Source organism: Myxococcales bacterium (genome assembly GCA_016717005.1).
In the GTDB taxonomy this organism is placed as follows: domain Bacteria; phylum Myxococcota_A; class Polyangia; order Haliangiales; family Haliangiaceae; genus UBA2376.
In genome coordinates this window covers 777,669-798,174 of sequence record JADJUF010000037.1, presented here as the reverse complement: position 1 = coordinate 798,174, position 20,506 = coordinate 777,669, and the positions used below count along the sequence as shown (strand labels likewise).

The 20,506-nt window shown below is 74.1% G+C and carries 23 protein-coding genes; 15 read left to right on the top strand and 8 right to left on the bottom strand.

Annotation, left to right across the window (positions count from 1 at the left end; translation table 11 throughout):
- Positions 1-62: 62 nt before the first annotated feature.
- Both IPL61_27095 and IPL61_27090 read left to right on the top strand, forming a co-directional pair.
- Complete coding sequence (locus IPL61_27095; GenBank protein MBK9034888.1) at positions 63-2,219, top strand: hypothetical protein; 2,157 nt, start codon at positions 63-65, stop codon at positions 2,217-2,219.
- A 196-nt stretch (positions 2,220-2,415) separates the two neighbouring features.
- Positions 2,416-2,769 carry a hypothetical protein gene (locus tag IPL61_27090; GenBank protein ID MBK9034887.1) on the top strand — a complete coding sequence of 118 codons (354 nt, stop codon included), beginning with the start codon at positions 2,416-2,418 and terminating at the stop codon, positions 2,767-2,769.
- Between the two features lie 10 nt (positions 2,770-2,779).
- Here the strand turns inward: IPL61_27090 and IPL61_27085 are convergent, their stop codons facing one another.
- The gene (locus tag IPL61_27085; GenBank protein MBK9034886.1) at positions 2,780-3,073 is read right to left on the bottom strand and encodes a hypothetical protein; all 294 of its coding nucleotides are present in this window, start codon (positions 3,071-3,073) and stop codon (positions 2,780-2,782) included.
- Between the two features lie 113 nt (positions 3,074-3,186).
- Between IPL61_27085 and IPL61_27080 the strand changes: the two genes are divergently transcribed.
- A complete protein-coding gene (locus tag IPL61_27080) occupies positions 3,187-4,251 on the top strand; it encodes a hypothetical protein (GenBank protein ID MBK9034885.1) in 1,065 nt (354 codons plus the stop codon).
- Positions 4,252-4,445: 194 nt separating this feature from the next.
- The gene (locus tag IPL61_27075; GenBank protein ID MBK9034884.1) at positions 4,446-4,748 is read left to right on the top strand and encodes a BON domain-containing protein; all 303 of its coding nucleotides are present in this window, start codon (positions 4,446-4,448) and stop codon (positions 4,746-4,748) included.
- 18 nt (positions 4,749-4,766) lie between these two features.
- Here the strand turns inward: IPL61_27075 and IPL61_27070 are convergent, their stop codons facing one another.
- On the bottom strand, positions 4,767-5,252 hold the full coding sequence (locus IPL61_27070) for a hypothetical protein (protein MBK9034883.1): 486 nt from the start codon (positions 5,250-5,252) through the stop codon (positions 4,767-4,769).
- 263 nt (positions 5,253-5,515) lie between these two features.
- Here IPL61_27070 and IPL61_27065 point away from each other — a divergent pair, with 263 nt between their 5' ends.
- Both IPL61_27065 and IPL61_27060 read left to right on the top strand, forming a co-directional pair.
- The gene (locus tag IPL61_27065; protein MBK9034882.1) at positions 5,516-6,973 is read left to right on the top strand and encodes an aminopeptidase; all 1,458 of its coding nucleotides are present in this window, start codon (positions 5,516-5,518) and stop codon (positions 6,971-6,973) included.
- 164 nt (positions 6,974-7,137) lie between these two features.
- A complete protein-coding gene (locus tag IPL61_27060) occupies positions 7,138-8,586 on the top strand; it encodes a GuaB1 family IMP dehydrogenase-related protein (protein MBK9034881.1) in 1,449 nt (482 codons plus the stop codon).
- A 55-nt stretch (positions 8,587-8,641) separates the two neighbouring features.
- On the opposite strand, the gene IPL61_27055 is transcribed toward IPL61_27060, so the two are convergent.
- Positions 8,642-8,893: a hypothetical protein gene (locus tag IPL61_27055; protein MBK9034880.1), complete on the bottom strand. Its 252-nt coding sequence runs from the start codon at positions 8,891-8,893 to the stop codon at positions 8,642-8,644.
- A gap of 170 nt (positions 8,894-9,063) precedes the next feature.
- On the opposite strand from IPL61_27055, the gene IPL61_27050 reads away from it, so the two are divergent.
- Positions 9,064-9,669, top strand: a complete 606-nt coding sequence (locus IPL61_27050; protein MBK9034879.1) for a hypothetical protein — start codon at positions 9,064-9,066, stop codon at positions 9,667-9,669.
- 19 nt (positions 9,670-9,688) lie between these two features.
- Here the strand turns inward: IPL61_27050 and IPL61_27045 are convergent, their stop codons facing one another.
- On the bottom strand, positions 9,689-10,459 hold the full coding sequence (locus IPL61_27045) for a hypothetical protein (protein ID MBK9034878.1): 771 nt from the start codon (positions 10,457-10,459) through the stop codon (positions 9,689-9,691).
- 68 nt (positions 10,460-10,527) lie between these two features.
- On the opposite strand from IPL61_27045, the gene IPL61_27040 reads away from it, so the two are divergent.
- Both IPL61_27040 and IPL61_27035 read left to right on the top strand, forming a co-directional pair.
- Entirely contained in the window at positions 10,528-11,031 is a 504-nt protein-coding gene (locus tag IPL61_27040; protein MBK9034877.1) for a hypothetical protein, read from the top strand.
- Between the two features lie 24 nt (positions 11,032-11,055).
- Positions 11,056-11,652: a hypothetical protein gene (locus tag IPL61_27035; protein ID MBK9034876.1), complete on the top strand. Its 597-nt coding sequence runs from the start codon at positions 11,056-11,058 to the stop codon at positions 11,650-11,652.
- Between the two features lie 65 nt (positions 11,653-11,717).
- On the opposite strand, the gene IPL61_27030 is transcribed toward IPL61_27035, so the two are convergent.
- Positions 11,718-12,218: a 2'-5' RNA ligase family protein gene (locus tag IPL61_27030; protein MBK9034875.1), complete on the bottom strand. Its 501-nt coding sequence runs from the start codon at positions 12,216-12,218 to the stop codon at positions 11,718-11,720.
- A gap of 78 nt (positions 12,219-12,296) precedes the next feature.
- Between IPL61_27030 and IPL61_27025 the strand changes: the two genes are divergently transcribed.
- Positions 12,297-12,953 (top strand): hypothetical protein, encoded by a 657-nt coding sequence (locus tag IPL61_27025; protein ID MBK9034874.1) that lies wholly within the window; start codon positions 12,297-12,299, stop codon positions 12,951-12,953.
- 104 nt (positions 12,954-13,057) lie between these two features.
- Here IPL61_27025 and IPL61_27020 read toward each other — a convergent pair whose 3' ends face one another.
- Both IPL61_27020 and IPL61_27015 read right to left on the bottom strand, forming a co-directional pair.
- Positions 13,058-13,951: a VOC family protein gene (locus tag IPL61_27020; protein ID MBK9034873.1), complete on the bottom strand. Its 894-nt coding sequence runs from the start codon at positions 13,949-13,951 to the stop codon at positions 13,058-13,060.
- 493 nt (positions 13,952-14,444) lie between these two features.
- The gene (locus tag IPL61_27015; GenBank protein ID MBK9034872.1) at positions 14,445-16,073 is read right to left on the bottom strand and encodes an NAD-binding protein; all 1,629 of its coding nucleotides are present in this window, start codon (positions 16,071-16,073) and stop codon (positions 14,445-14,447) included.
- A gap of 146 nt (positions 16,074-16,219) precedes the next feature.
- Here IPL61_27015 and msrA point away from each other — a divergent pair, with 146 nt between their 5' ends.
- Positions 16,220-16,888: a peptide-methionine (S)-S-oxide reductase MsrA gene (gene msrA / locus IPL61_27010; protein ID MBK9034871.1), complete on the top strand. Its 669-nt coding sequence runs from the start codon at positions 16,220-16,222 to the stop codon at positions 16,886-16,888.
- A gap of 113 nt (positions 16,889-17,001) precedes the next feature.
- Here msrA and IPL61_27005 read toward each other — a convergent pair whose 3' ends face one another.
- Positions 17,002-17,922, bottom strand: coding sequence for a hypothetical protein (locus IPL61_27005; protein ID MBK9034870.1), 921 nt, complete (start codon positions 17,920-17,922; stop codon positions 17,002-17,004).
- Between the two features lie 206 nt (positions 17,923-18,128).
- Between IPL61_27005 and IPL61_27000 the strand changes: the two genes are divergently transcribed.
- From IPL61_27000 to IPL61_26985, 4 genes are all read left to right on the top strand, one after another.
- The gene (locus tag IPL61_27000) at positions 18,129-18,836 is read left to right on the top strand and encodes a C-type lectin domain-containing protein (GenBank protein MBK9034869.1); all 708 of its coding nucleotides are present in this window, start codon (positions 18,129-18,131) and stop codon (positions 18,834-18,836) included.
- A gap of 164 nt (positions 18,837-19,000) precedes the next feature.
- A complete protein-coding gene (locus IPL61_26995; GenBank protein MBK9034868.1) occupies positions 19,001-19,291 on the top strand; it encodes a hypothetical protein in 291 nt (96 codons plus the stop codon).
- A 25-nt stretch (positions 19,292-19,316) separates the two neighbouring features.
- On the top strand, positions 19,317-19,919 hold the full coding sequence (locus IPL61_26990; GenBank protein ID MBK9034867.1) for a hypothetical protein: 603 nt from the start codon (positions 19,317-19,319) through the stop codon (positions 19,917-19,919).
- Positions 19,920-19,969: 50 nt separating this feature from the next.
- A complete protein-coding gene (locus IPL61_26985; GenBank protein MBK9034866.1) occupies positions 19,970-20,383 on the top strand; it encodes a hypothetical protein in 414 nt (137 codons plus the stop codon).
- Positions 20,384-20,506: the final 123 nt, after the last annotated feature.

Below are 20,506 nucleotides of genomic sequence, written 5' to 3'. Positions count from 1 at the left end.
CCGTCGCGGCGCCGGCCCGGATCGCCCGCGACCACCGCGGCGCGCGTGTTACCGTCGGTGCCATGCGCAGATCGCTGGGGTTCGTGATGGCCGCGCTGCTCGGGCTGGTATCCGCGGGGCTCGGCGGGTGCGGCGACGACGGGACGTCCACGCCGACCGGGCCGTACTTCCGCTTCGATCTGCCGGGCGATCCGACGGCCGCGATCCCGATGGCCGAGCTGCCGTACCCGAACGACGCGCTGCGCGGCGCCGATGGACGCATCCAGGTCACGGTCGACAGCTTCGCCCACAGCCCCGACGCCGATCCGGGCGTGGTCGCGACCGCCACCGCGGCGCTGGCGCGGCGGCGCGGCTTCGGCGTGTTCACCGGCGCGATCTTCCCGGTCGCCGCGCTCGCCGCGGGCGAGACGCTGGACCCGGCCACGCTCACCGACGCGACCGTGACGCTGGTGGCGCTGGCCGACGGCGCGCGCGTGCCGCTCGAGATCACCGCCAAGCCCGACGGCAGCCTCCACCTGCAGCCGCGGCTCGGCCACGTGCTGGCCCAGGGCGCCCCGTACGCCTACGTCCTGGGCGCAGGCATCAAGACCACGCGCGGCGCCGCGCTGGTCGCCGATCCCGATCTGACCGCGCTGCTGACCACGGATCAGCCGTCGGGCCCCGCCGCCCGCGCCGCCGTCGCGTACGCGCCGCTGCGCGCCTACCTGCTCGCGCAGGCGATCGATCCCGCGACGATCGTCGGCGCGACCGTGTTCACGACCGCGGACTACACGCCCGAGCTGGTCGCCGCGCGCGCGATCCTCGACGCGCAGGCGCCGGCGACGGCGGTGATCGATCGCGTCTACCGCGCCGGCGCCGAGCTCGACGGCTTCCTGGGCACGCCGACCGACGACGACTTCCCGGGCGTCGACAACCCGGGCGGGATCGCGCACGCGCACCTGCGGGCGATGGTGCTGGGTCACTTCGCCGCCGCCGACTTCGCCAGCGCCGCGCCGCGCACGCTCGGCGCGTGGACCTACGACGCCAGCGGCGCGCCGATCGTCAAGGGCACCGAGGACGTGCCGTTCCTGCTGGCGCTGCCGGCCAGCGGCGGCCTCCAGGACATGCCGATCATGGTGTTCAACCACGGCTTCGGCGGCTCGCGCGCGGTGGTGGCGTCGGTCGCCAACGCGATGGCGGCCCGCGGCATCGCGGTGATCGGCATCGACAGCCCGTCGCACGGCGAGCGCTACTCCCGGGCCCGCGACCTGGTCCACAACTTCACCGGCGCCGACGGCGCTGACGGGCTCGCCGACGACGCCAACGCCGCGAGCCAGCTCGAGTTCCTCGACATCATCGGCGACCCCGCGGCCGGGATCGCGCAGCTCGACGTGCAGGTCATGTCGGCCAGCTTCCGGCAGAGCGTCGTCGACATCATGTCGGAGGTGCGGCTGGTCGACGACGGCGACTGGACCGCGCTGGCCGCGGACTTCCCGGGGCTGTCGTTCCGCGCCGATCGCCTGGTCTACTCGGGCCAGTCGATGGGCGGCATCCTGGGCAGCGTCGTCACGACGATCGATCCGCGGGTCGGCGCCGCGGTGCTCGGCGTCGCCGGCGGCGGGCTCCTGCAGCACGCGACCGAGAACTCGCCGTGGCTGTGGCAGGCCTTCGGCGTGGTCCTGGGCGGGGCGATGGGCGTCGCGCCCGAGCGCGCCGACCCTGGCGTCGCGCCGCCGCACACGGACCTGGCGTTCGTGCTGATGCAGACGCTGATCGAGGACGCCGACCCGTTGACCTACGCGCCGCAGACGATCCGCGCGCCGCTCGGCGCGCCCAAGCACGTCGCGCTGCTCAACGCGTTCTCCGACGAGATCCTGCCCAACCAGGCGTCCGAGGCCCTGGCCCTGGCGATGGGCCTCGAGTGGATGACGACGCCGCTGTCGGCGCCGGGCCCGCGCTACATCGAGCCGGTGGCCGTGCGGGCCGCGCCGCTCACCGCCAACGTCACCGTCGGCGCCACCGCGGTGACCGCGGGCTGGGTCGTGCTCACGCCCGCCACCCACGGCATGCAGACCAACCACCGCGACGAGTCGCAGTACGACGTGAGCTTCCCGCCGTTCCACCTGCGCGCGGCGCCGCTGGCGATCACCAACCCGATCGTCGAGGTCCAGCAGATGACCGCCGAGTTCGCCCGGACCTACATCGACACGGGCACGCCGACGCTGGTCGATCCGTTCTAGTGCTCCGACCGGATGATTCTGAACCCGCCACGATTGCTTCAGGTCGCTTCGCGCCCGTGGGAACCCTGCCGATCCATCTCCATGGGCGTCGTTCCAGCTCCGCGAGTTCCGGGCAGTAGCCCTTCGTCGTTGCGCCTCGCCCCTGGAGCGCCTCGACGCCGTGGACGGATCACAAGCACCCGGTCGGAGCACTAGCGTGACCATGGACGCCGCGTGCCGTCATCCGCTGTGCGCCCTCATCGGCGGCGCGTGCAGCCTCGCGGCCGGGGTCTCGCGCGGCTGCCGCGCCGGGCCGCGGCCGGATCGCGCGATCGCGCCCGAGGTGATCGACCGGGTCCGCGCGCTGCTGGCCCAGCTCGATCCGGCCGCGCGCGCGCAGCCAGGTGTCTCGGCACGTCAGGTCGACGCCGCGACCGAGCTGGCGCAGCTCATCCGCCGCGAGGCCCGCGACGACCGCAACCTGCTGGTCCTGGTCCGGACCGAGGAGCTCGAGCCCGAGCTCGCGACCCGGCTCGAGGCCCTGTGTCGCCGGACCCCGGCGGGGCGCTGAGCGACGGCCGCTACGGCCGCGGCGGACCGCAGTCGGTCATGCACACCGAGTCGCAGCCCGGGATGCCGCACGGATAGCAGCACTGCAGGCCGTCGGCGCACGGCGTCGCGGTGGCCTGGTCGCCCTGCGGGTGGCCCTCGCCGATCCGGCAGATCGTGCCCTCGCCGCCAGCACCGGGCGCGACCGGATCGCCGGGCTCGTCGGGCGGCGCGACCGGGTCGCCGGGGTCGCCCGCGGGCGAGGTCGAGCGGGGACCGCCACACGCGGCGGACAGGATCAGGCCGAGCACCAGGCACGCGCGCATGCGCAGACGCTACCGCGGCCGGCCGAGCCGCGCGACCACGACCGCGCAGGAGCCGGGCGCTGATCGTCGTCAGGTCGATGAACCCCCGCGCCACCTGGTACGTTCGATCGCGGATGAGGACCCCGCTCGCGCTCGTCCTGGCGCTGGTCGGCTGCGGCGCCGACGGCGCCTTGCTCCCGAGCGCGAGCGCCACGCCGCGTCCGGTGAAGAAGCTCGCGCAGGTGGCGCGCTACCAGCGGCTCGCGGTGCCGGTCGCGTTCGCCCAGGACGGCGCGCAGTGGATCGGCGCGGTCGACCACGACCTCGTGATCTACGACGGCGAGCGCGAGGTCCGGCGCATGGCGGTGATGGTCGGCGGCACCGACGCGGCCCTGGCGCCGCTGCCCGACGGCGGCTGGATCGCCGGGGCGCGCGTGCTCGCGGCCGACGGCGCCGCGCGCTTCGACGGCTGGGGCTGGGCCCACCGCTACGGCCGGTTCGGCAGCCCCAAGGCCGCGGCGATCAGCCCCGACGGTCGCGTGGCGATCGTCGACGGCGCCGACTCGCCGAGCACGTGCCTGTGCGACCAGGAGCGCGGCACCGGGGGCGGCTCGTCCGGGGCGCTGGTGCGCATCACGATCGGCAGCGAGCAGCACGGCGAGCGCGTGCTGGCCGAGCACGCCGGTCATCGCGAGTACAAGGTCGCCGCGTCGTCGACGGCGGTCGCCGCGATCGACGGCGCCGAGCTCACGGTCTGGCCCGCGCAGGGCGACGGTCCGGCCACGACGGCGGCGCTCGGCCTCACGGGGATCAAGACGCTGGCCTGGGCCAGCGATCGGTACCTGGTCGCCACGCGCTACGTCGACCTCGATCGCACCGACGTGGTCGTGCTCGATCGCGACCTCGCCTGGCGGCCGGCGTGGACCTGGTCGGTCGCGGGCATGGTGCGCGATCTGAAGGTCCGCCCCGGCGGCGCCGAGCTGGCGATCGCCTGGACCAACTACCGCGCGACCGATCGGGTGCTGGTCGACGACCGCCGGGTCGAGGTCTTCGCCCTCGACGGGGACCGCCGCGCGTCGGTCGATACGATCGGCTCGCCCGCGTCGATCGCCTGGTCGCCGCGGGGTGACGCGCTCCTGGTCGCGACGGTCGGCAACGCGCCCCGCGAGCAGGCGGTCCTGCGCTTCGCGGCGCGGTGACGGCGCGCGACTGGCGGTGGCGGCCTCCTGATCAGCCCGTCAAACGGGCTCCGTCTTGGTCCGCAAGGATCTTGCGGGGTTGACGAGGGGGCGATGGTGCGCACCTTGTGTGCCAGGAGGTCTTCATGACAACCCCGACCAAGCCCGGTGATCCCGCCGGCAAGCATGTGATTCCGCTTAGCTACGAAGAGATCGTGCGCGAGACCGTGATCTTGCCCGACAGCTCGCATCGGCCCACGGTCCCCGAAGAGGAGGCCGCGCTGCACCGCAAGCCGGCCCCGCTGAGCCTGCACCCATCCATGGCGCCGATCCGGAGCGCGCTCGCCGAGCTCGACGCCGTCGATCTGACCGATCTCGAGGTCGTCTTGACCGAGGGCCACGTGACGCTGTCTGGCTCGGTGGCGACCCGCGCCGATCGCGACCGCATCGTGGCCGCCGTCGAGGCCGTGCCCGATCACCTGGGCGTCATCGACACGCTGCGGATCCGCCTGGACTGATCGCGGCGCGCGCGGGGCTCACTCGCCGCCGTACGCGTCGCCGCCGTACGCGTCGCCGCCGTAGCCGTCACCGCCGTAGCCGGCGGCGTCGTCGATCTCGAACGACGAGCCGTCGAGCAGCCAGCTCTCGGGGCCCGGCGCCGCGACGACCGCGCCGCGCCAGGAGCCACCGTCGCGGCGGAGCTCGACGGTGAACGTGCGACCGCACTCGGTCGACGTGTCGCCGCAGCCCATCGTGGCGTCGAGCCGGGGCCCCTCGGCGCCCGGCGTGAGCGTGCCGGAGAACATCTCCAGGCCGCTCCGCTTGTCGAGCGCGTTGCCGCTGACGTCGCACCGGTGCGGCCCGTAGGCGTCCCCGCCGACCAGGAACTGGCAGCCGTGGATCCCGTCGGCGATCGACTCGGGCGCGCTCGAGGCGTTGTTGGGCGCGGTCGGCGTCGAGGACTTGGCGGTGCAGCCGGTGAGGGCGGCGGCGAGGAGTGACAAGGGCAGCAGGAGCTTCATCGGCACCAGCGTCGCAGACGCGTCGGCCCGGTCACACCCCGGCGACGGGTACGAACCGGGTACCGCGCGCCGTGACGGGCGCCCGTCGGGGTTCACGGTCGGCTACCCGCGCGACGACGTCCCGGTGGTCGAGGTCGCGTACGCGCTCCAGTTCGACGTGACCAGCGGTCCGCGCGGGCCGCGAACTCGAGCACGCGCCGATGTAAGCGGCTCTCAGCCCCCGCTCCGATCGGGCCGCCGCCGGGCCGTGTTACCTCGACGACATGCGATCTTGGACCTGGGCGCTGGCTGTTCTCGGGTGCGTCGCGTGCAGCGGCGGCGGCGGCCCGTCCTCGATGGTCGACGCGACCGTCGTCGATGGGCCCGACCCCACGGTCGACGCGGCGATCGACGCCGCCGGGCCGCTCGGGGACATCCTCGCCGAGCTCCAGGCGATCCCGGGGCTGACGGTCACCGAGCGCACGACGATGGCGCCGGGCTACCGGTTCTTCGTCATGGAGTACGATCAGCCGGTCGACCACCGCGACCCCGCGGGCCAGCGGTTCCCGCAGCGCATGACGCTGATGCACCGCGACTACGGCGCGCCGATGGTCGTGCACAACAGCGGCTACTTCGTGTCGACGCGCGGCTTCCGCGCGCAGCTCACCCAGGTGATCGACGGCAACCAGCTGTCGATGGAGCACCGCTACTTCGCGCCGTCGCGGCCGCAGCCGGCCGACTGGACCAAGCTCGACATCTTCCAGGCCGCCAGCGACCAGCACCGGATCACCCAGGCGCTCAAGGCCCGGCTCTACCGTGGCAAGTGGCTGACGACCGGCGCCAGCAAGGGCGGCATGACCTCGCTGTTCCACCGCCGGTTCTTCCCCGACGACGTCGACGCCACGGTCGCGTACGTCGCGCCGATCGACTACCCCGAGGACGCGGTCGCGTCGCCGACCAACCGCTACTTCGTGTTCCTCGAGAACGTCGGCACGGATCCGGGCTGCCGGCAGCGGCTCAAGGACTTCCAGAACCTGGTGCTGGCGCGCCGCGACGCGATGAAGGCGCAGATGCGCGCGGTCGCGACGTTCACCCAGATCCTCGGTGAGGATCGCGCGCTCGAGTTCGCGACCGAGGAGCTGCCGTTCATCTTCTGGCAGTACGGCGCGCAGTCCAACTGCGCGACCATCCCCACCGCGAGCGCGTCCGACGCGGCGGTGTTCCAGTTCCTCGACGACACGATCAGCGTCGCGTCCTACGCCGACGCCGACCTCACCGACTACCTGCCGTACTACCACCAGTCGGCGACGCAGCTCGGCTACCCGGCCGGCGACGAGAGCTACCTGGTCGGCCTGCAGTTCCCCGGCGCCGACACCGCGCGGGCCTACGTGCCCGCCAACATCCCGACGCCGGCCTACGACGACGGCGCGGCCATGCGCGACGTGCAGCAGTGGATCGCCACCAGCGGCGAGCGGATCATGTTGATCTACGGCGAGAACGATCCCTGGAGCGCCGGCGCGGTCGACCTCGGCGCCGCGACCGACTCGTTCAAGTTCATCGCGCCCGGCGACAACCACGGCGCGTCGATGGCGTCGCTGACCAGCGCCGACACCACGCTCGCGGTCGACACGGTCCGGCGCTGGGCCGGCGTCAGCGCCAAGCCGCACAAGCGCCTCGATCCGCGCGAGCGCACCGTCGAGCAGGACGAGTTCGAGCTCCGGCGCGCCCATCGGCTGCGCTGAGCCGCAGCGGTCCGTCGCCGAGCCCACGCGGGTGCGGGGGTGCTCCGCAGCCCGAGGTCTCGTTCTGGGTCCGTCACGCCGGTCGGCCTGCGCGCCCCGTCGACCGAGGCGCGGTTGCGCGCCGGGAGCCGGCGGCCGACCGCGCCGGCGCGGTACGCTGCGGCGTGCGCTTCCTCCATCCCGACCATGACGAGCAGCTCGAGCTGTCGACCGACGACGTCTTCCTGAGCCCGGGCTACTTCGACGGCGGCTCGCGCCTCGACACCGATCTGGCGCCGCCCGACTTCGCCGGCGGGGCCCACCCGATCGTCTCGGCGAACATGAACGCGGTGACCGGCAAGCGCATGGCCGAGACGATGGCCCGGTTCGGCGGCCTCGGCGTGCTGCCGCAGGACATGGCGCTCGAGACCGTCGAGCGCATCGTCACCCACATCCACACCGCCGACATCCGCTTCGACACGCCGCTGGCGGTGTCGCCCCGGGCGACCTTGCGCGACGTCCAGGGGATCATCCGCAAGCGCTCGCACGATCTCGTGGTCGTGGTCGACGACGACCGCCGGCCGATCGGCATCGTCACCCACGCCGACCTGCGCGACCGCGATCAGTACGTGCCGGCGGCGCGGCTGATGTCGCAGCGCCTGTTCACGCTGCCGGCCGACGTCTCGAACCGCGACGCGTTCCTGGCGATGGACGAGGCCCGGGTCAAGGCGGCGCCCGTGCTCGATGGCGACGGCCGGCTGCTGGGCGTGATCACCCGCACCGACGCGGTCCGGCTCGAGCTCCTGCGCCCGGCGCTCGGCGCGCGCGGCCAGCTCATGGTGGCCGCGGCGATCGGCATCTCGGCCGAGGCCGCGACCACCGCCGCGCAGCTGCTCGAGCTGGGCGTGTCGGCGATCGTGATCGACACCGCCCACGGCCACCAGCGCCGCATGCTCGAGGCGCTGCGCGCGGTCCGCGCGGTGGTCGGGGAGCGGGTGCCGCTGGTCGCCGGCAACGTCTGCACCGCCGAGGGCACCCGCGCGCTGATCGAGGCCGGCGCCGACGTCGTCAAGGTCAACGTCGGGCCGGGGGCGATGTGCACGACCCGGATGCAGACCGGCGCCGGGCGGCCGACGTTCTCGAGCGTGCTGGCGTGCGCGCGCGAGGCCCGGACCCACGGCAAGCACGTCTGGGCCGACGGCGGCGTCCGCCACCCGCGCGACGTCGCGCTGTACCTCGCGGCCGGCGCCGCGCGCGTGATGATCGGCACCGCGCTGGCCGGCACCTACGAGAGCCCCGGCGACGTCAAGGAGGACCGCGAGGGCCACCTGTACAAGGAGAACTACGGCATGGCGAGCGGCCGCGCGGTCGGCGATCGCGCGGCCGACCTCGACCCGTTCGAGGCCGCCAAGAAGGGGTTCTTCCGCGAGGGCATCTCGAGCTCGCGCATCTACATCCGCGAGGGCGCCGAGAGCGTCGGCGCCGTGCTGATGAACATGATCACCGGCGTGCAGTCGGCGCTGACCTACGTCGGCGCGCGCACGCTCGCCGAGTTCACCGACCGCGCCGTCGTCGGGGTCCAGAGCCTGGCCGGCTACGGCGAGGGCACGCCCCACGGCGCGATCCGGCGCTGACCCGTCGACGGCCGGGCGGGCGTGGTCACGGCGCCCGCGGCCGAGCGGTGGCGGCTCAGTCGGACTCTTGCGCGTGCGCGGCCTGGGCGGCGCCGAGCAGCACGGGCGGCAGCTTGGTCGGCGCGAGCCGGACCTTGCCGTCGTGGACCGCGGCGATCTCGGGGCCCGTCAGCGTGAAGTCCCCGGCGCCCTCGATGTAGATCACGATGTGGTCCTTCTCGACCATGCGGACGGCGCCGATCTCCTCGCCGCCTTCCTCGAGGAACACCTGGTCGCCGACCTGGATGAAGTATGTACGAAGCGGCATCCGAGCCTCCAGGCTCGATCCTGCCACGCGCGACACCCCGGGCGCCAGCGGCGGGCCAGCGGTGCGCGGTCGCAGCCGGCCGAGGCCGCCAGGCGCGGCGCACGCGGCGGTCACCGCGCGGCGCAGATCGAGCTCGATCGCCGGGCCGGCGTTGCTATCTTGAGCGCCACATGCCCGCCGTCACGTCTCGCGCGCTCCCGCTGGTGATCCTCGTCGGCCTCGGTGGCGCGTGCGCCGGGACCGCGGCTCCAGACCAGGCGACGCCGGCGGCGAGCGGCGCGGCGCCGACCCAGGCGACGCCGGCGGTGAGCGGCGCGGCGCTGAAGATCCGCGAGCTGTACGCGCGCCAGGGCGACGCGATCGTCGAGGCGCCGGCCGAGGATCAGGCCGTGGCCCAGGGCTACGCCGACGCGCCGCACGGCCCGACGGTCGACGGCCTGACGATGACGATCTTGACCGCGCGCACGCGCTACGCCGTCGGCGAGCCGGTGCGGGTGGTCCACGTCGTCGAGGTCGCGGCCGGCCACGAGTCGTTCGTGATGGGGCCCAAGCCGGCCTACGGCGAGTACGTCGACGGCGCGCTCCGCACGACCGCGCCGGAGGTGCCGGACTATCCGTGGGTGGGCGTCTACGACGGGGCGGTGCTGCCCGGCCCCGACGCCGACGTCAACTTCGAGGTCACCAGCTACACCTTCGCGACGCCCGGTCCGCACACGGTCGAGTGGCGGATCGGCGCCCACCGCTCGAACGCGATTGCGCTCGAGATCGTCCGCTGAGCCCCGCGGCGCGGCCGCGTCACAGCAGGCCGGACGGGTCGGGGCCGCCGATCTCGTCGTGGATCAGCGCGCCGCTGGCGTCGACCTCGCCGCGCCAGTCGCGGGCCGGCGCGCCCTTCTTGACGTAGACGTGGCCGTTGATGGTCACGGTCTGATCGGCCGTGAGCTGCAGCACGTCGGCGAACGGCGTGTCGACGCCGCCACGCCCGCGCCCGCGCCAGTCCCACACGGTCGCGCCCGACGGGTCGAGCTTGATCAGCCGCGGGACGCCGCCCCAGGCCGGGTTGACGTACTCGAGCACGAACAGGATCACCCCGTCGGGGGCCAGCGCCGCGCTGCCGCCCTCGGACTCCGGGAAGCCCTTGCGGCTGAAGTCGAGCTCCCACACCGGCGCGCCGGCGCCGTCGAAGCGGGCGGCCACCGCGGTCGAGAGCCCGGCGCGGCCCGGGCGCGGCGTGACCCGGGTGCCGACGACGACCACGCCGCCGTCGTCGGTGGCGACGATCGGCGCGAACACCCGGTCGTGGTTGCCGAGGTGACGGCGGTGGTGCGAGTACAGCTTGATGCCGTGGGTCTGGGCGGCGCGCTCGCCGAGCTCCTGGCGCGCGGCGTCGACCGCGCCGTCGCTGGGCGCGGGCGGCCCCGGCGGCGGTGGCGGCGGCGGTGGCTCGACCGCGACCGCCACCTCGGGCCCCGGCGGCGGCGGCCCCAGCGGGACCGGCGGCGGGGGTGTGCAGGACAGGGCCAGCGGCGCGAGCAGCGACCACGCCGCGATCGATCGCAGGGACATCGCCCCATCGTACCGCGGACGCCGCCCGCGCCGCCCGCGCCGCGCGCGCCCGATGTACCCTCGCGCCGATGCACCCCAGCCTGGCTCCCCACGTCGGCAAGCTGACCATCGTCACGATCCTCGGCGACGCCGAGGCCTGGTTCTTCGACTGGGCCACGCTGCCCGAGGCCGCGCGCGCCGACCTGCTCGCCCACCACCTGCCGGCCGTGCGCGATCGCATGGCCGCGACCAAGCCCGACTGGCTCGCGAAGATGCAGCCGGTCGCGCTCCTGGGCGAGTCGATGCCGCCGCCGATCCGCGGCCGGGTCGATCTCAGCGCGCCGCACAGCGGGGTCCTGCTGTTCGCGCCCGAGCACGAGGCCGTCGTCTACGCGCCCGGCGGCGATGACGACCGGCTGATCCTGTTCGCCGATCTCGAGATGCTGTCGCCCCGCGACGCGATCGAGGCCACGCTCGATCCGGCCGCCGCCGCCTTCGCCTACGAGGTCGATCGCTCCGAGAGCGAGGGCTTCACGGTCGGCGAGATCGAGATGATCATGTCGATGGCCGGCGCCGAGCTGACGCTCCTGTGAGCCGACGCCGTGTAGGCTCGGCCGATGACCGCCGACCCGCTCGCTCCCCCTGACTGGCAGGCGCTCGAGGCCGAGCTCGTGACCGAGCTGCGCGCCGCGATCGACGTGATCGCCCTGGGCCACGGCGACGAGCCGCTGGCGGCGATCGTGCTGTGGGCCGATCCGTACAAGGGCTGGTACGAGGTCCACCTCGACACCGCCGCGCGCAACCAGGCGGGCGCCAAGGCGCGCAACGCGCAGATGCGCGCGCTGATCCCCGAGGTCGCGGGCCGGCCCGACAGCTGGCAGACCGCCAAGACCGTCGCGGCCCGGACCGAGGCCCGCACGTTCGACCCACGCTACGGCGAGTACACGTCGTGCGACGAGGCCGTCCATGAGTTCACGATCAGCTACGATCCGTTCCTGCGCTCGCCCCAGTACGAGGCGCTCAACCAGGGCGGCGAGGACGGTTGGCTCGAGGGGCACGTCCGGTTCGCGATCGCCCGCGCGATCCTGCACCTGGTCGAGGCCGGGGCGTTCGCCGCGGTCAACCGGGGCCCCGCGCTCCACCTCGGCTACGCCTACCCGGACTCGGGCGACGCGATCATCGTCGCGCTGATCACCGACGACGACGCGGCCTGACCCCGGCCCGCGCGCCGTCGCCGATCACCGACGCCGACGCGGCCTGACGCCGCCGCGCGCGCGGCTCACGACCGCAGCGGGAACTCGTCGAGCACGGTCCAGGGGCCGCCGTCGACCTGCGCGATCAGGCTGATCGCGCCGAACCGCAGCCGGTCGGGCAGGCGGCGCGCCGCGATCTGCGCGAACACGGCGGCGGTGCAGGTCGCGTTGCGCGGGTGCATGAGCGTGATGTGCGCCGCCAGGGCGCGGGGCGCCGCGGTGACGCCGGCCAGCACCGCGGCCCGGAGCTGCTCGAACGGCGCGGGATCGCCGATCGCCGGCAGCAGCACGCCGGCGCCGTCCGCGAACCGGCGCGGCGGCCCGAAGGTCAGCGCCAGGCTCGGCAGCGCGGCGGCCAGGTTGCCGCGGATGCGCGGGAGCTCGAGCAGCTCGTCCTCGCGGCACAGCGTGACGTGGCTCCGGATCAGGCGGTGCTGCGCCGGGTTGAACTCGGCGCGCACCTCCTCGAGCGCGGCCGCGTCCCGGTCGTCGACGAACAGCGTGAGCTGGGTGCGGGTCGTGGTCATCGCGCGCCATTGTGACCTCGCGCGCGCGGATCTGCCGGCCGCCACGCAACCGCTGGCCGCGGCGGTCGATAGCAGGGCATGTCGATGGAGAAGGTGATCCGTGAGCGTTGGGCCCGCCGCTCGGACGAGGAGCTGCTGCACGCCTGGTACTTCGACGACCTCTCGGCCGAGGGCAAGCGCGTCATCGCCGGCCTGATCGAGGAGCGGATCGGCGACCTCGCCAGCTACCTGGCCCGCTGGGCCGCGGTCCAGGGCGAGCCGATGGGCCGGCTCACGGCGCACCGGGTCGAGGTCGACGCGGCGGGGCTCCCGGCGATGCGGGGCGCGGTGGTCTTCGCCGAGCACGGCGTCGGGTTCATCCCGGGCGGCCGCCACCGCGAGCTCGACGATCCCGGGGTCGCCCTGGCGACGCGCGTGACCGCCGGCCTGCTCGCCGGCGCGGTCGTCGGGCACGTCGTCGGAGAGGTCCTGCGTCAGCAGCATCGGGTGCCCAACCGCCTGCGCTGCAACCTCCCGGTGCCGCTGCTGGCCCGGATGGACGACCACGCGCTGTGGATCCCGACCGATCAGATCGACGCGGTGGTGTGGGGCCCGTTCGGCGGCGAGGTCTGGCGGGGGGACAGGCGCTGGTTCGCGGCCGAGCTGGCCACGGACACCGAGGCCGCGGTCGCTGCGTGGGCCGACCTGCAGGAGCTGCCGCTGCGGTCGACCTCGGCGGCCCCGCGCTGGGCGTGACGGCGCGCACGGACAACCCGCGCTGGGCCCACGCCGAGAGCGAGGTCCGCGCCGACGCCAGGATCCGCGCCGCGCTCATGGCGACGTGAGGTGCGCGCGCCCGCTCACGCGCCGGTGAAGGCGCGCTCGAGCGCGGCGACGTCGAGCTTGCCCATCGTCAGCATCGCCGCGAACGCGCGGTCGCGCGCGGCGGTGTCGGGGCCGGCCATCCACGCGGCGATCGCGCTCGGCACGACCTGCCACGACACGCCGAACCGATCCTTCAACCAGCCGCACGGGCCAGGCGTGCCGCCGTCGACCAGCGCGTCCCAGCAGCGATCGACCTCGGCCTGATCGGCGCACATCACCTGCAGCGACAGCGCCTCGTTGAACGCGACGTCGTGGGCGAGGTGGCTGTCCATCGCCACCAGCTCGTGCCCGGCGAGCGTGCAGCGCCCGTGCTTGAGCGTGCCGGCGGGGCCCTCGTCGGGCCCGTACGGCTCGAGGCTGTCGACGCGGCCGTCGGGGAAGATCGCGGCGTACCGGCGCAGCGCCTCCTCGGCCCGACCGTGCTGGGCGCCCGCGAACATCAGGCACGGGACGATCGTGTCGCCGGCGGGCGCGCGCCGGCCGGTGATCACCTGCCACGACACGCCGAACCGATCCTGGACCCAGCCGTAGCACGGGCTCCACGGGTACTGGTCGAGCGGCATCCGCACCTCGCCTCCCTCGGCGAGCCGACCGAACAGTCGACGGGCAGCTGTGCTGTCGTCGAGCTGCACGAACAGCGAGAGGCTCGGGTTGAGCGTGAACATCGGGCCGCCGTTGAGCAAGGTGCAGCGCTGCCCGGCGAGCTCGACCTCGATGGTGAGCACGCTGCCGCGCGGCCGGCCGCTGGGGTTGTCGGTGGCCTCGGGGTAGCGCGCCACCGCGGTCGTCCGGCCGCCCGGGAAGAGCTCGGTGTAGAGCGCCGCGGCCGCCTCGGCTTGATCGTCGAGCCAGACGCACGGCACGAGCATGGTGGTCATCGCCATCGGTAGCAGCGGCCCCCGAGGTTGCGCAAGCGCGTCGCTGCGGATCGCGCGGCTCCGCGTGGCGCGGCTCCGCGTCGCGCGGGACGCAGCCCGGGATCATCGCGTCGACCGCGTCCTGAACGGACCGCGGCGCAGGTCGCGCAGGCCGCGCGCGCCGGCGCGGTGGCGGCGCGCGCGCCATCGATCACCGGCGGGCGCCGGCGCAGGTCGCGCAGGCCGCGCGCGCCGGCGCGGTGGCGGCGCGCGCGCCATCGATCACCGGCGGGCGCCGGCGCAGGTCGCGCAGGCCGCGCGCGCCGGCGCGGTGGCGGCGCGCGCGCCATCGATCACCGGCGAGCGCCGGCGCAGGTCGCGCAGGCCGCGCGCGCCGGCGCGGTGGCGGCGCGCGCGCCATCGATCACCGGCGGGCGCCGGCGCAGGTCGCGAGGGGCCGCGCGCGCCGGCGCGGTGGCGGCGCGGTGGCGGCGCGGGCCGCGGATCACGGGCGGGTTCCGGCGAACGTCTCGAAGTACTGGGCGATCGTGGCCGGCGTGCCGCTGATGTAGACGACGTCGTCGGCGCCGATCACGAAGTCGCCCGGGAAGTCGACGACGACCTCGTCGGTCCGCTCGACCGCGATCACCAGGCACCCGGTGCGCTCGCGCACCTTCGCGGCGCGCAGGCGTTGCCCGGCCAGGGCGCCGGCCAGGGTCTTGACCAGCTTGATCTCGGGCTGCAGGGTCACGGCCTCCTCGCCCAGGATCTGGAACGACAGCAGCTGACCCGCGACCTGCCCGATCGACAGGACGAAGTCGGCGCCTGCGCGGTGGACCCGGGCGACGTGGTCGGCGTTGTCGACGCTGGCGATCACCGCGGCGTCGCTGACCAGATCGCGGACGACGGCCGCGGCGAACGTGGTCTCGCTGTCGCTCTCCATGACCAGCAGCACCGCCTGCGCCCCGGCGATGCCCGCGCGGCGGAGCAGCTCAGGATCGAGGATGTCGCCGACCACGTCGACGCCGGCGCCGGGCTGATCGTCGATGACCGTGACCTCCTCGCCGGCGTCGCGCAGGAACTCGGCGACCTTGCGGCCGGTCTCGTCGTTGCCGAGGATCAAGAACCGGCCGGTGCGCGCCACCGGCGTCGCCAGCTCGCCCAGCCGCGCGATCGCGTCGCGGCTGCCCGCGGCGACCAGGATCGTCCCGACCTCCATCGGCTGGGTCGGGGACGGCGGCGCGTCGAGCTCACCGCCGATCCACTTGCCGATGATCGTGGCGCCGGTCTCGCCGCGCAGGTTGGCGGTCGCCAGGGTCGTGCCGACCAGCGCGCTGCCGCGGTGCACGCGGACCTCGGCGATCTCGAGGGCCTTGCCCAGGCGGCGCTCGCCGGTGACGCGCGGGCTGATCTTCACGCTGGCCTTGGCTGCGAGCGCGGCCGCGAGGGCGTGGCGCGGCGTGAACACCGCGGTGGCCCCGGCGCGCATCATCGGCGCGCGCCGGCTCGGGGTCTCGACCAGCGCGACGATCGGCCCCTTGAAGCCGCGCTGGCGCGCGCTCAGCGTCAGCACCGCGTTCTGGTGATCCTGGCCGTTCGCGACGATGCCGCGGACGCCGCGCAGCTCACCGAGGACGTCGTCGTCGAGATCGAGATCGCCGTGGACGACCGTGTGGCCGCGATCGCGGATGCGGCGGGCGATCGCCAGGTCGTTCTCGAGGATCACCACCGGGACCCGCTCGCGGGTCAGCTCGTCGACCAAGGTCGCGACCGCCGGGCCCCAGCGGTAGACCAGCACGGTGCCGGCGCGGGTCGGCAGCTTGGTCGGCAGGCGTCCCTCGAACCGCTCCTCGAAGAACGGGATCAGGAACACAGGGAAGACCAGGAAGGTCATGAACACGCCGACGAACTGGGTCACGACCGTGAACACGACCATCACCGGGTGAGTCCAGCCCGAGTCGGCGCCGTAGCCGGTCGTGGTCACGGTCTCGCCGGCCCACTCGAGCGCCTGCCAGAAGCCGCGCTCCTTGCCCTCGAGGTGCGCCATCCCGAGCATGTAGAGGAACGCCAGCAGGACCAGCGTCACGGGCAGCGCCGCGACCAGCACCAGCAGGCGTCGACTCGAGCGTCGCATCGACTGCTAGTGTCGCCCGGCCGTCAGGCGCGCGTCACCCGTGGGACCACAAACCGCGGGCGCGAGGGGCTCGCGGGCCGCCCCTCGGGCCACGGGCCGGCCCGGGCGCGGCCTCGCCACGAGGGCAGCAGGCGGTAACCTGGGCCATGTCGGTGCGTAGCTGGTCCATGGTCACCTCGCGCCGCGCGGTCCTCGTCGCGCTGGTCCTCCTTGGCGCGTGCGACCGCGGCGGTGAGCGTGCGACGCCGACGGCGCGACCGGCGCCGGCGGATCCGTCGGCCCCCGCCGGGCCGGCGCCCGAGCCGATCACCCCGGCGGCGGGGCCGGGCCACGAGGTCGCGATCCTCGCCGGCGGGTGCTTCTGGGGCATGGAGGAGCTGCTGCGGCAGGTCGACGGCGTCGTCGACACCGAGGTCGGCTACATCGGGGGCGATCCCGCGACCGCGCGCTACGACCTCGTCCACCGCGGCGACACCGGCCACGCCGAGTCGGTCAAGGTCGAGTTCGATCCGGCCCGGCTCAGCTACGAGGTCCTGCTCCAGCGCTGGTACTTCCGCATGCACGACCCGACCACGCTCGATCGCCAGGGCAACGATCGCGGCTCGCAGTACCGCTCGACGATCTTCTACACGACCGCGGCCCAGCGCTCGACCGCGCTGGCGGTGCGGGCCCGGGTCGACGCCAGCGGGGTCTGGCCGACGCCGGTCGTCACCACCGTCGAGCCGGCCAGCGTGTTCACCGCGGCCGAGGCCGACCATCAGGACTACCTGCAGGCCAACCCCGACGGGTACACCTGCCACTTCCTGCGCGAGTGATCACGCGCGCGGCGCTCCGTTCGTGAGTGATCGCGGCGTGGCGTTCCACTCGGCGCGCGTGACCGCGAGCGCGCACGGCGTTCAGCGGCGGCGCGCACCTGCGACGCGCGTGATCACGCGCGCGGCGCGCGACGGCGACGACGCCCGACCAGCGCGGCGCCCAGGACCAGCAGGCCGGCGCCGCCGCTGGCGTGGCCGCCCGCGGCGCAGCCGCCGCTGACGTCGACCTCCTCGGTCGGGGGCGTCGTCGTCGGGTCGCCGGCCACCGGCTGCACCAGCGCGGCGTGCATGACCAGGTAGATCTCGGCGTCGTAGAAGAACTGGAAGTGCCCGACGAACTCGCCGTCGCAGCCGAGCCCGATGTTGGTCGCGCCCGGGATGATCGACGTCCGGTACGGCTGGATGTACTCGTCGGTGCACGTGTAGATCGACGTCACCGGCACGGTCGCCGGCAGCGGCGCGCTGTTGACGGTCTCGAGGAACGCGCTGCCCGGCGACAGGTCGTCGAGGGCCGGCCAGCCCGCGTAGGCGGCGGCCAGGGGCGCCTTGGGGAGGCCGTGCTGCGGCGAGATGAACGTGACCAGCCGCGACACGTGCTCGTCGCCGCCGAGCGCCTGGATGTAGTGGCGCGCGATCAGCCCGCCGGTGCACTCGGCCAGGATGTCGATCTTGTCCTCGCCGGTCTGGGCGCGGAGCTCGTCGACCACGACCGCGAGCCGCTCGGAGTTCTCGAACAGGTCGCCGCTGAGCAGATCCGGCGGCTCGTACACCACCGGCCGGAACCCGTCGCGCTCGAGCCGGGCCTTGATCGGATCGAACCAGACCGCCGGGATCGTGACCCCGGTGATGAGCAGGACCGTGCGTGGCTGGGCCAGCGGCGTCGGGCCGGGCTCCAGCTCGCCGATCACCCGCTCGTCGGCGTACTTGGCGAGGAACAGGTCGCCCCAGTAGTGCGGGTCGGTGGTGTCACCCGCGGGGAGGTCGGTGCAGGTCGAGAGGGTGGCGAGGGCGGCGAGGACGGCCTTGGTCAGCATCTTGGGTCTCCATGTGATATCGAATGAATGTTCATTCGAATTGTCGACAAACAATTGGCCCGTCACATTTCGGCGTGTCAACTGGAAAATCGGTCCGAATCCGGATTCACACGGGTTGGAACGAATATTCATTCTACGGATCGATGGCCGGGGGAGGGCCCCGCGGTCGAGCCCCGGGCTCCGGCGGCCGGTGCTAGGGTGGAGCGATGCGGTACCTCGCCCTGATCGTCCTGGCCTCGTGCGCATTCGATCCGCGCGCCGCCACGGGGACCCTGGACGCCGCGACGATCGACGGCCCGGGCGACGGCGGCGCAACGCCCGACGCCGACCTGGACGCGGCGGCGGTCGATGCGGCGCCTGACGCCCAGGTGATCGACGCGCAGGTGATCGACGCCCAGGTGATCGACGCCCAGGTGATCGATGCCCAGCCGATCGACGCCCAGCCGATCGACGCCCGCCCGATCGACGCCCAGCCGATCGACGCCCAGCCGATCGACGCCCAGCCGATCGACGCCCAGCCGCGCTGTGTCGGCTATCAGGCGGTCACCGGGGCGCCGGCCACGTCACGGTATCGACGGGTCAATACGCTGACGCTGTGGACCAGCGCCGCGGCCGACTGCAGGTCGGACGGTGGCTACCTCGTCATCCCCGAGACGACCGGTGAAGCGACCGCGGTCTACAGCTTCGTGAATCCGAACGGCAGCTCGCCGTTCTACTGGGCCGGCATCTCCGATCCGCAGCGCGACGGTATCTGGACCACGGTCGAGAACCAGACCTTCGCGAATCCACCGTTCGCGCCCGGGCAGCCCAACGCGCGCATGGGCGAGATCTACGTCCTGGTCAGCAGCAGCGGACAGTTCTACGACTGGTTCGACAACGGCACCCAGGAGTACGCGTGCGAGTGCATCCCGTGAGCCCCGCGATCCGCTGACGGGCGCGCGCGCGTGCTGACCGAGGTCGGCGCAGCGGAGCGCGCCACCCCAGGCGGAGGGCGTCACCAGGACGCGCGCGGGTGTCGCGCCGCTGGCACGTCGCCTGCACCACCCCAGCCTCGACGACCTCTCGTCGGAGCGCTCCCATGCTCGCACTCTCGCTCATCGTCGACCCGATCGAGCTCGCCCGCGTGACCGGCGGCGCCGACGCCAGCTTCGGCCGGTGCGGGCCCGGCGCGGGCATGGCGTTCCTCGGCGACGTGCGCACGCCCGCGTGCGCGCGGCACGACGGCCTGGTCGATCAGTACCGAGCCGCAGGTGACAGCGCGCTGGTCGCGCACCTCCGCGCCGCGCCCGCGCTGCCCGCGGCGATCGGCTCGTACGTCGGCGTGCGCTACCAGCAGCTCACCGACGCCCTCGGCGGCGCGGCGAAGTAGCGCGCGCGCGTAGTACGATGCGCGCATGGCCGCGACCCTGAGATGGCTGCTCGCGCTGGCGGTGCTCCCGGGCGCGTGCGGCGACGCGTCGAGCGCGCCCGACGCCGCCGTGATCGCTGACGACGCCGCGGGCCTCGACGCCGGCCTGCCCGCGACCTGCGCGGGCGCGTGTCGCACGACCGCGCTGACCGCGCGCTTCGGCGCCGCCGTGCGCACGCTCGATCACGCCATCTACGGCGTGACGATCGCGACCGGCGCGCCGCCGACGCTCTACGTCGAGATCCACCGCGGCGGCGCGGCCGGCTGCCCGACGATGACGTCGCCGACGCCGGACTACACGCTGATCCTGGGCGCCGTGCCGGTGCCGACGACCACCGCGCCGACGACGACGCCGGGGAACCTGCTCGACTTCCGTGGCGATCTGCTCGGCGGCCCGCTGGGCGCGGCCGCCACCGCGGTGACCGTGACCCCCGTCGCCGCCGACGTGTGCCCGAGCTGCGTCGGCGCGCCGGCGCCGAGCCACCCCGACGGCCTGATCGCCCTCGACGTCGACCTCACCTTCGCGGCCGGGACCGTCGTCGGGCACCTGTTCGCCAGCCACTGCGACGGCCTCGACACCGCGCCGTGAGCTGGCGGTCGGGCCTTCTCTTCGCCGGCGCCGCCGCGGTATGACGGGTCATGCGCACGTCGTCGTCCGGGCTCGGCCTCGCAGCGATCGTCGTGGCCGGGTGCGCGAGCACGCCGCCGCGCCCGACCGGGACCTATTGCTTCAGCTGCGCCGGCGTCAACCAGGTGACGTTCGCGTTCACCCCGACGCCGGCGGATCCCGAGCTCGCGTCGCTCGAGGTGACGTTCGTCGAGTGCCCGACCGAGCCGACGACGATGCCGCTGTCGTTCGAGGGCTTCGTCGTCAAGGCGGTGCCGGCGGCCGAGCACCCCGACGCCGACACCGGCTTCGCGGCCGGCGAGCTGCACATCGAGCAGTGCAGCATGGACCACCTGCGCGCGCAGCTATGGCTGCAGCGCGAGGACGGCCGCCGCATCGAGCACACCGTCGACATCCCGCTGACGGTCACGTCCCCGCCGCGCTGAGCGGATCGGGCGCGGGCTGGCGGCCGCGGTCGCTCAGCGCCTGTCAGTTCTTCGGGCACCGGTCCGCGCGCCGAGGCTCGCGTCATGAGTGGGGGCGCTATCGGGGCTTGCCCCCGACGGCGG

Coding starts and splice junctions, on each gene's coding strand:
- IPL61_27025 (MBK9034874.1), top strand. CDS start 12,297: ATGTCGATGGAGAAGGTGATCCGTGAGCGTTGGGCCCGCCGCTCGGAC.
- IPL61_27005 (MBK9034870.1), bottom strand. CDS start 17,922: ATGCTGACCAAGGCCGTCCTCGCCGCCCTCGCCACCCTCTCGACCTGC.
- IPL61_27030 (MBK9034875.1), bottom strand. CDS start 12,218: ATGACCACGACCCGCACCCAGCTCACGCTGTTCGTCGACGACCGGGAC.
- IPL61_27000 (MBK9034869.1), top strand. CDS start 18,129: ATGCGGTACCTCGCCCTGATCGTCCTGGCCTCGTGCGCATTCGATCCG.
- IPL61_27085 (MBK9034886.1), bottom strand. CDS start 3,073: ATGCGCGCGTGCCTGGTGCTCGGCCTGATCCTGTCCGCCGCGTGTGGC.
- IPL61_27020 (MBK9034873.1), bottom strand. CDS start 13,951: ATGCTCGTGCCGTGCGTCTGGCTCGACGATCAAGCCGAGGCGGCCGCG.
- IPL61_27080 (MBK9034885.1), top strand. CDS start 3,187: ATGAGGACCCCGCTCGCGCTCGTCCTGGCGCTGGTCGGCTGCGGCGCC.
- msrA (MBK9034871.1), top strand. CDS start 16,220: ATGTCGGTGCGTAGCTGGTCCATGGTCACCTCGCGCCGCGCGGTCCTC.
- IPL61_27050 (MBK9034879.1), top strand. CDS start 9,064: ATGCCCGCCGTCACGTCTCGCGCGCTCCCGCTGGTGATCCTCGTCGGC.
- IPL61_27095 (MBK9034888.1), top strand. CDS start 63: ATGCGCAGATCGCTGGGGTTCGTGATGGCCGCGCTGCTCGGGCTGGTA.
- IPL61_27055 (MBK9034880.1), bottom strand. CDS start 8,893: ATGCCGCTTCGTACATACTTCATCCAGGTCGGCGACCAGGTGTTCCTC.
- IPL61_26990 (MBK9034867.1), top strand. CDS start 19,317: ATGGCCGCGACCCTGAGATGGCTGCTCGCGCTGGCGGTGCTCCCGGGC.
- IPL61_26985 (MBK9034866.1), top strand. CDS start 19,970: ATGCGCACGTCGTCGTCCGGGCTCGGCCTCGCAGCGATCGTCGTGGCC.
- IPL61_26995 (MBK9034868.1), top strand. CDS start 19,001: ATGCTCGCACTCTCGCTCATCGTCGACCCGATCGAGCTCGCCCGCGTG.
- IPL61_27015 (MBK9034872.1), bottom strand. CDS start 16,073: ATGCGACGCTCGAGTCGACGCCTGCTGGTGCTGGTCGCGGCGCTGCCC.
- IPL61_27065 (MBK9034882.1), top strand. CDS start 5,516: ATGCGATCTTGGACCTGGGCGCTGGCTGTTCTCGGGTGCGTCGCGTGC.
- IPL61_27070 (MBK9034883.1), bottom strand. CDS start 5,252: ATGAAGCTCCTGCTGCCCTTGTCACTCCTCGCCGCCGCCCTCACCGGC.
- IPL61_27035 (MBK9034876.1), top strand. CDS start 11,056: ATGACCGCCGACCCGCTCGCTCCCCCTGACTGGCAGGCGCTCGAGGCC.
- IPL61_27040 (MBK9034877.1), top strand. CDS start 10,528: ATGCACCCCAGCCTGGCTCCCCACGTCGGCAAGCTGACCATCGTCACG.
- IPL61_27045 (MBK9034878.1), bottom strand. CDS start 10,459: ATGTCCCTGCGATCGATCGCGGCGTGGTCGCTGCTCGCGCCGCTGGCC.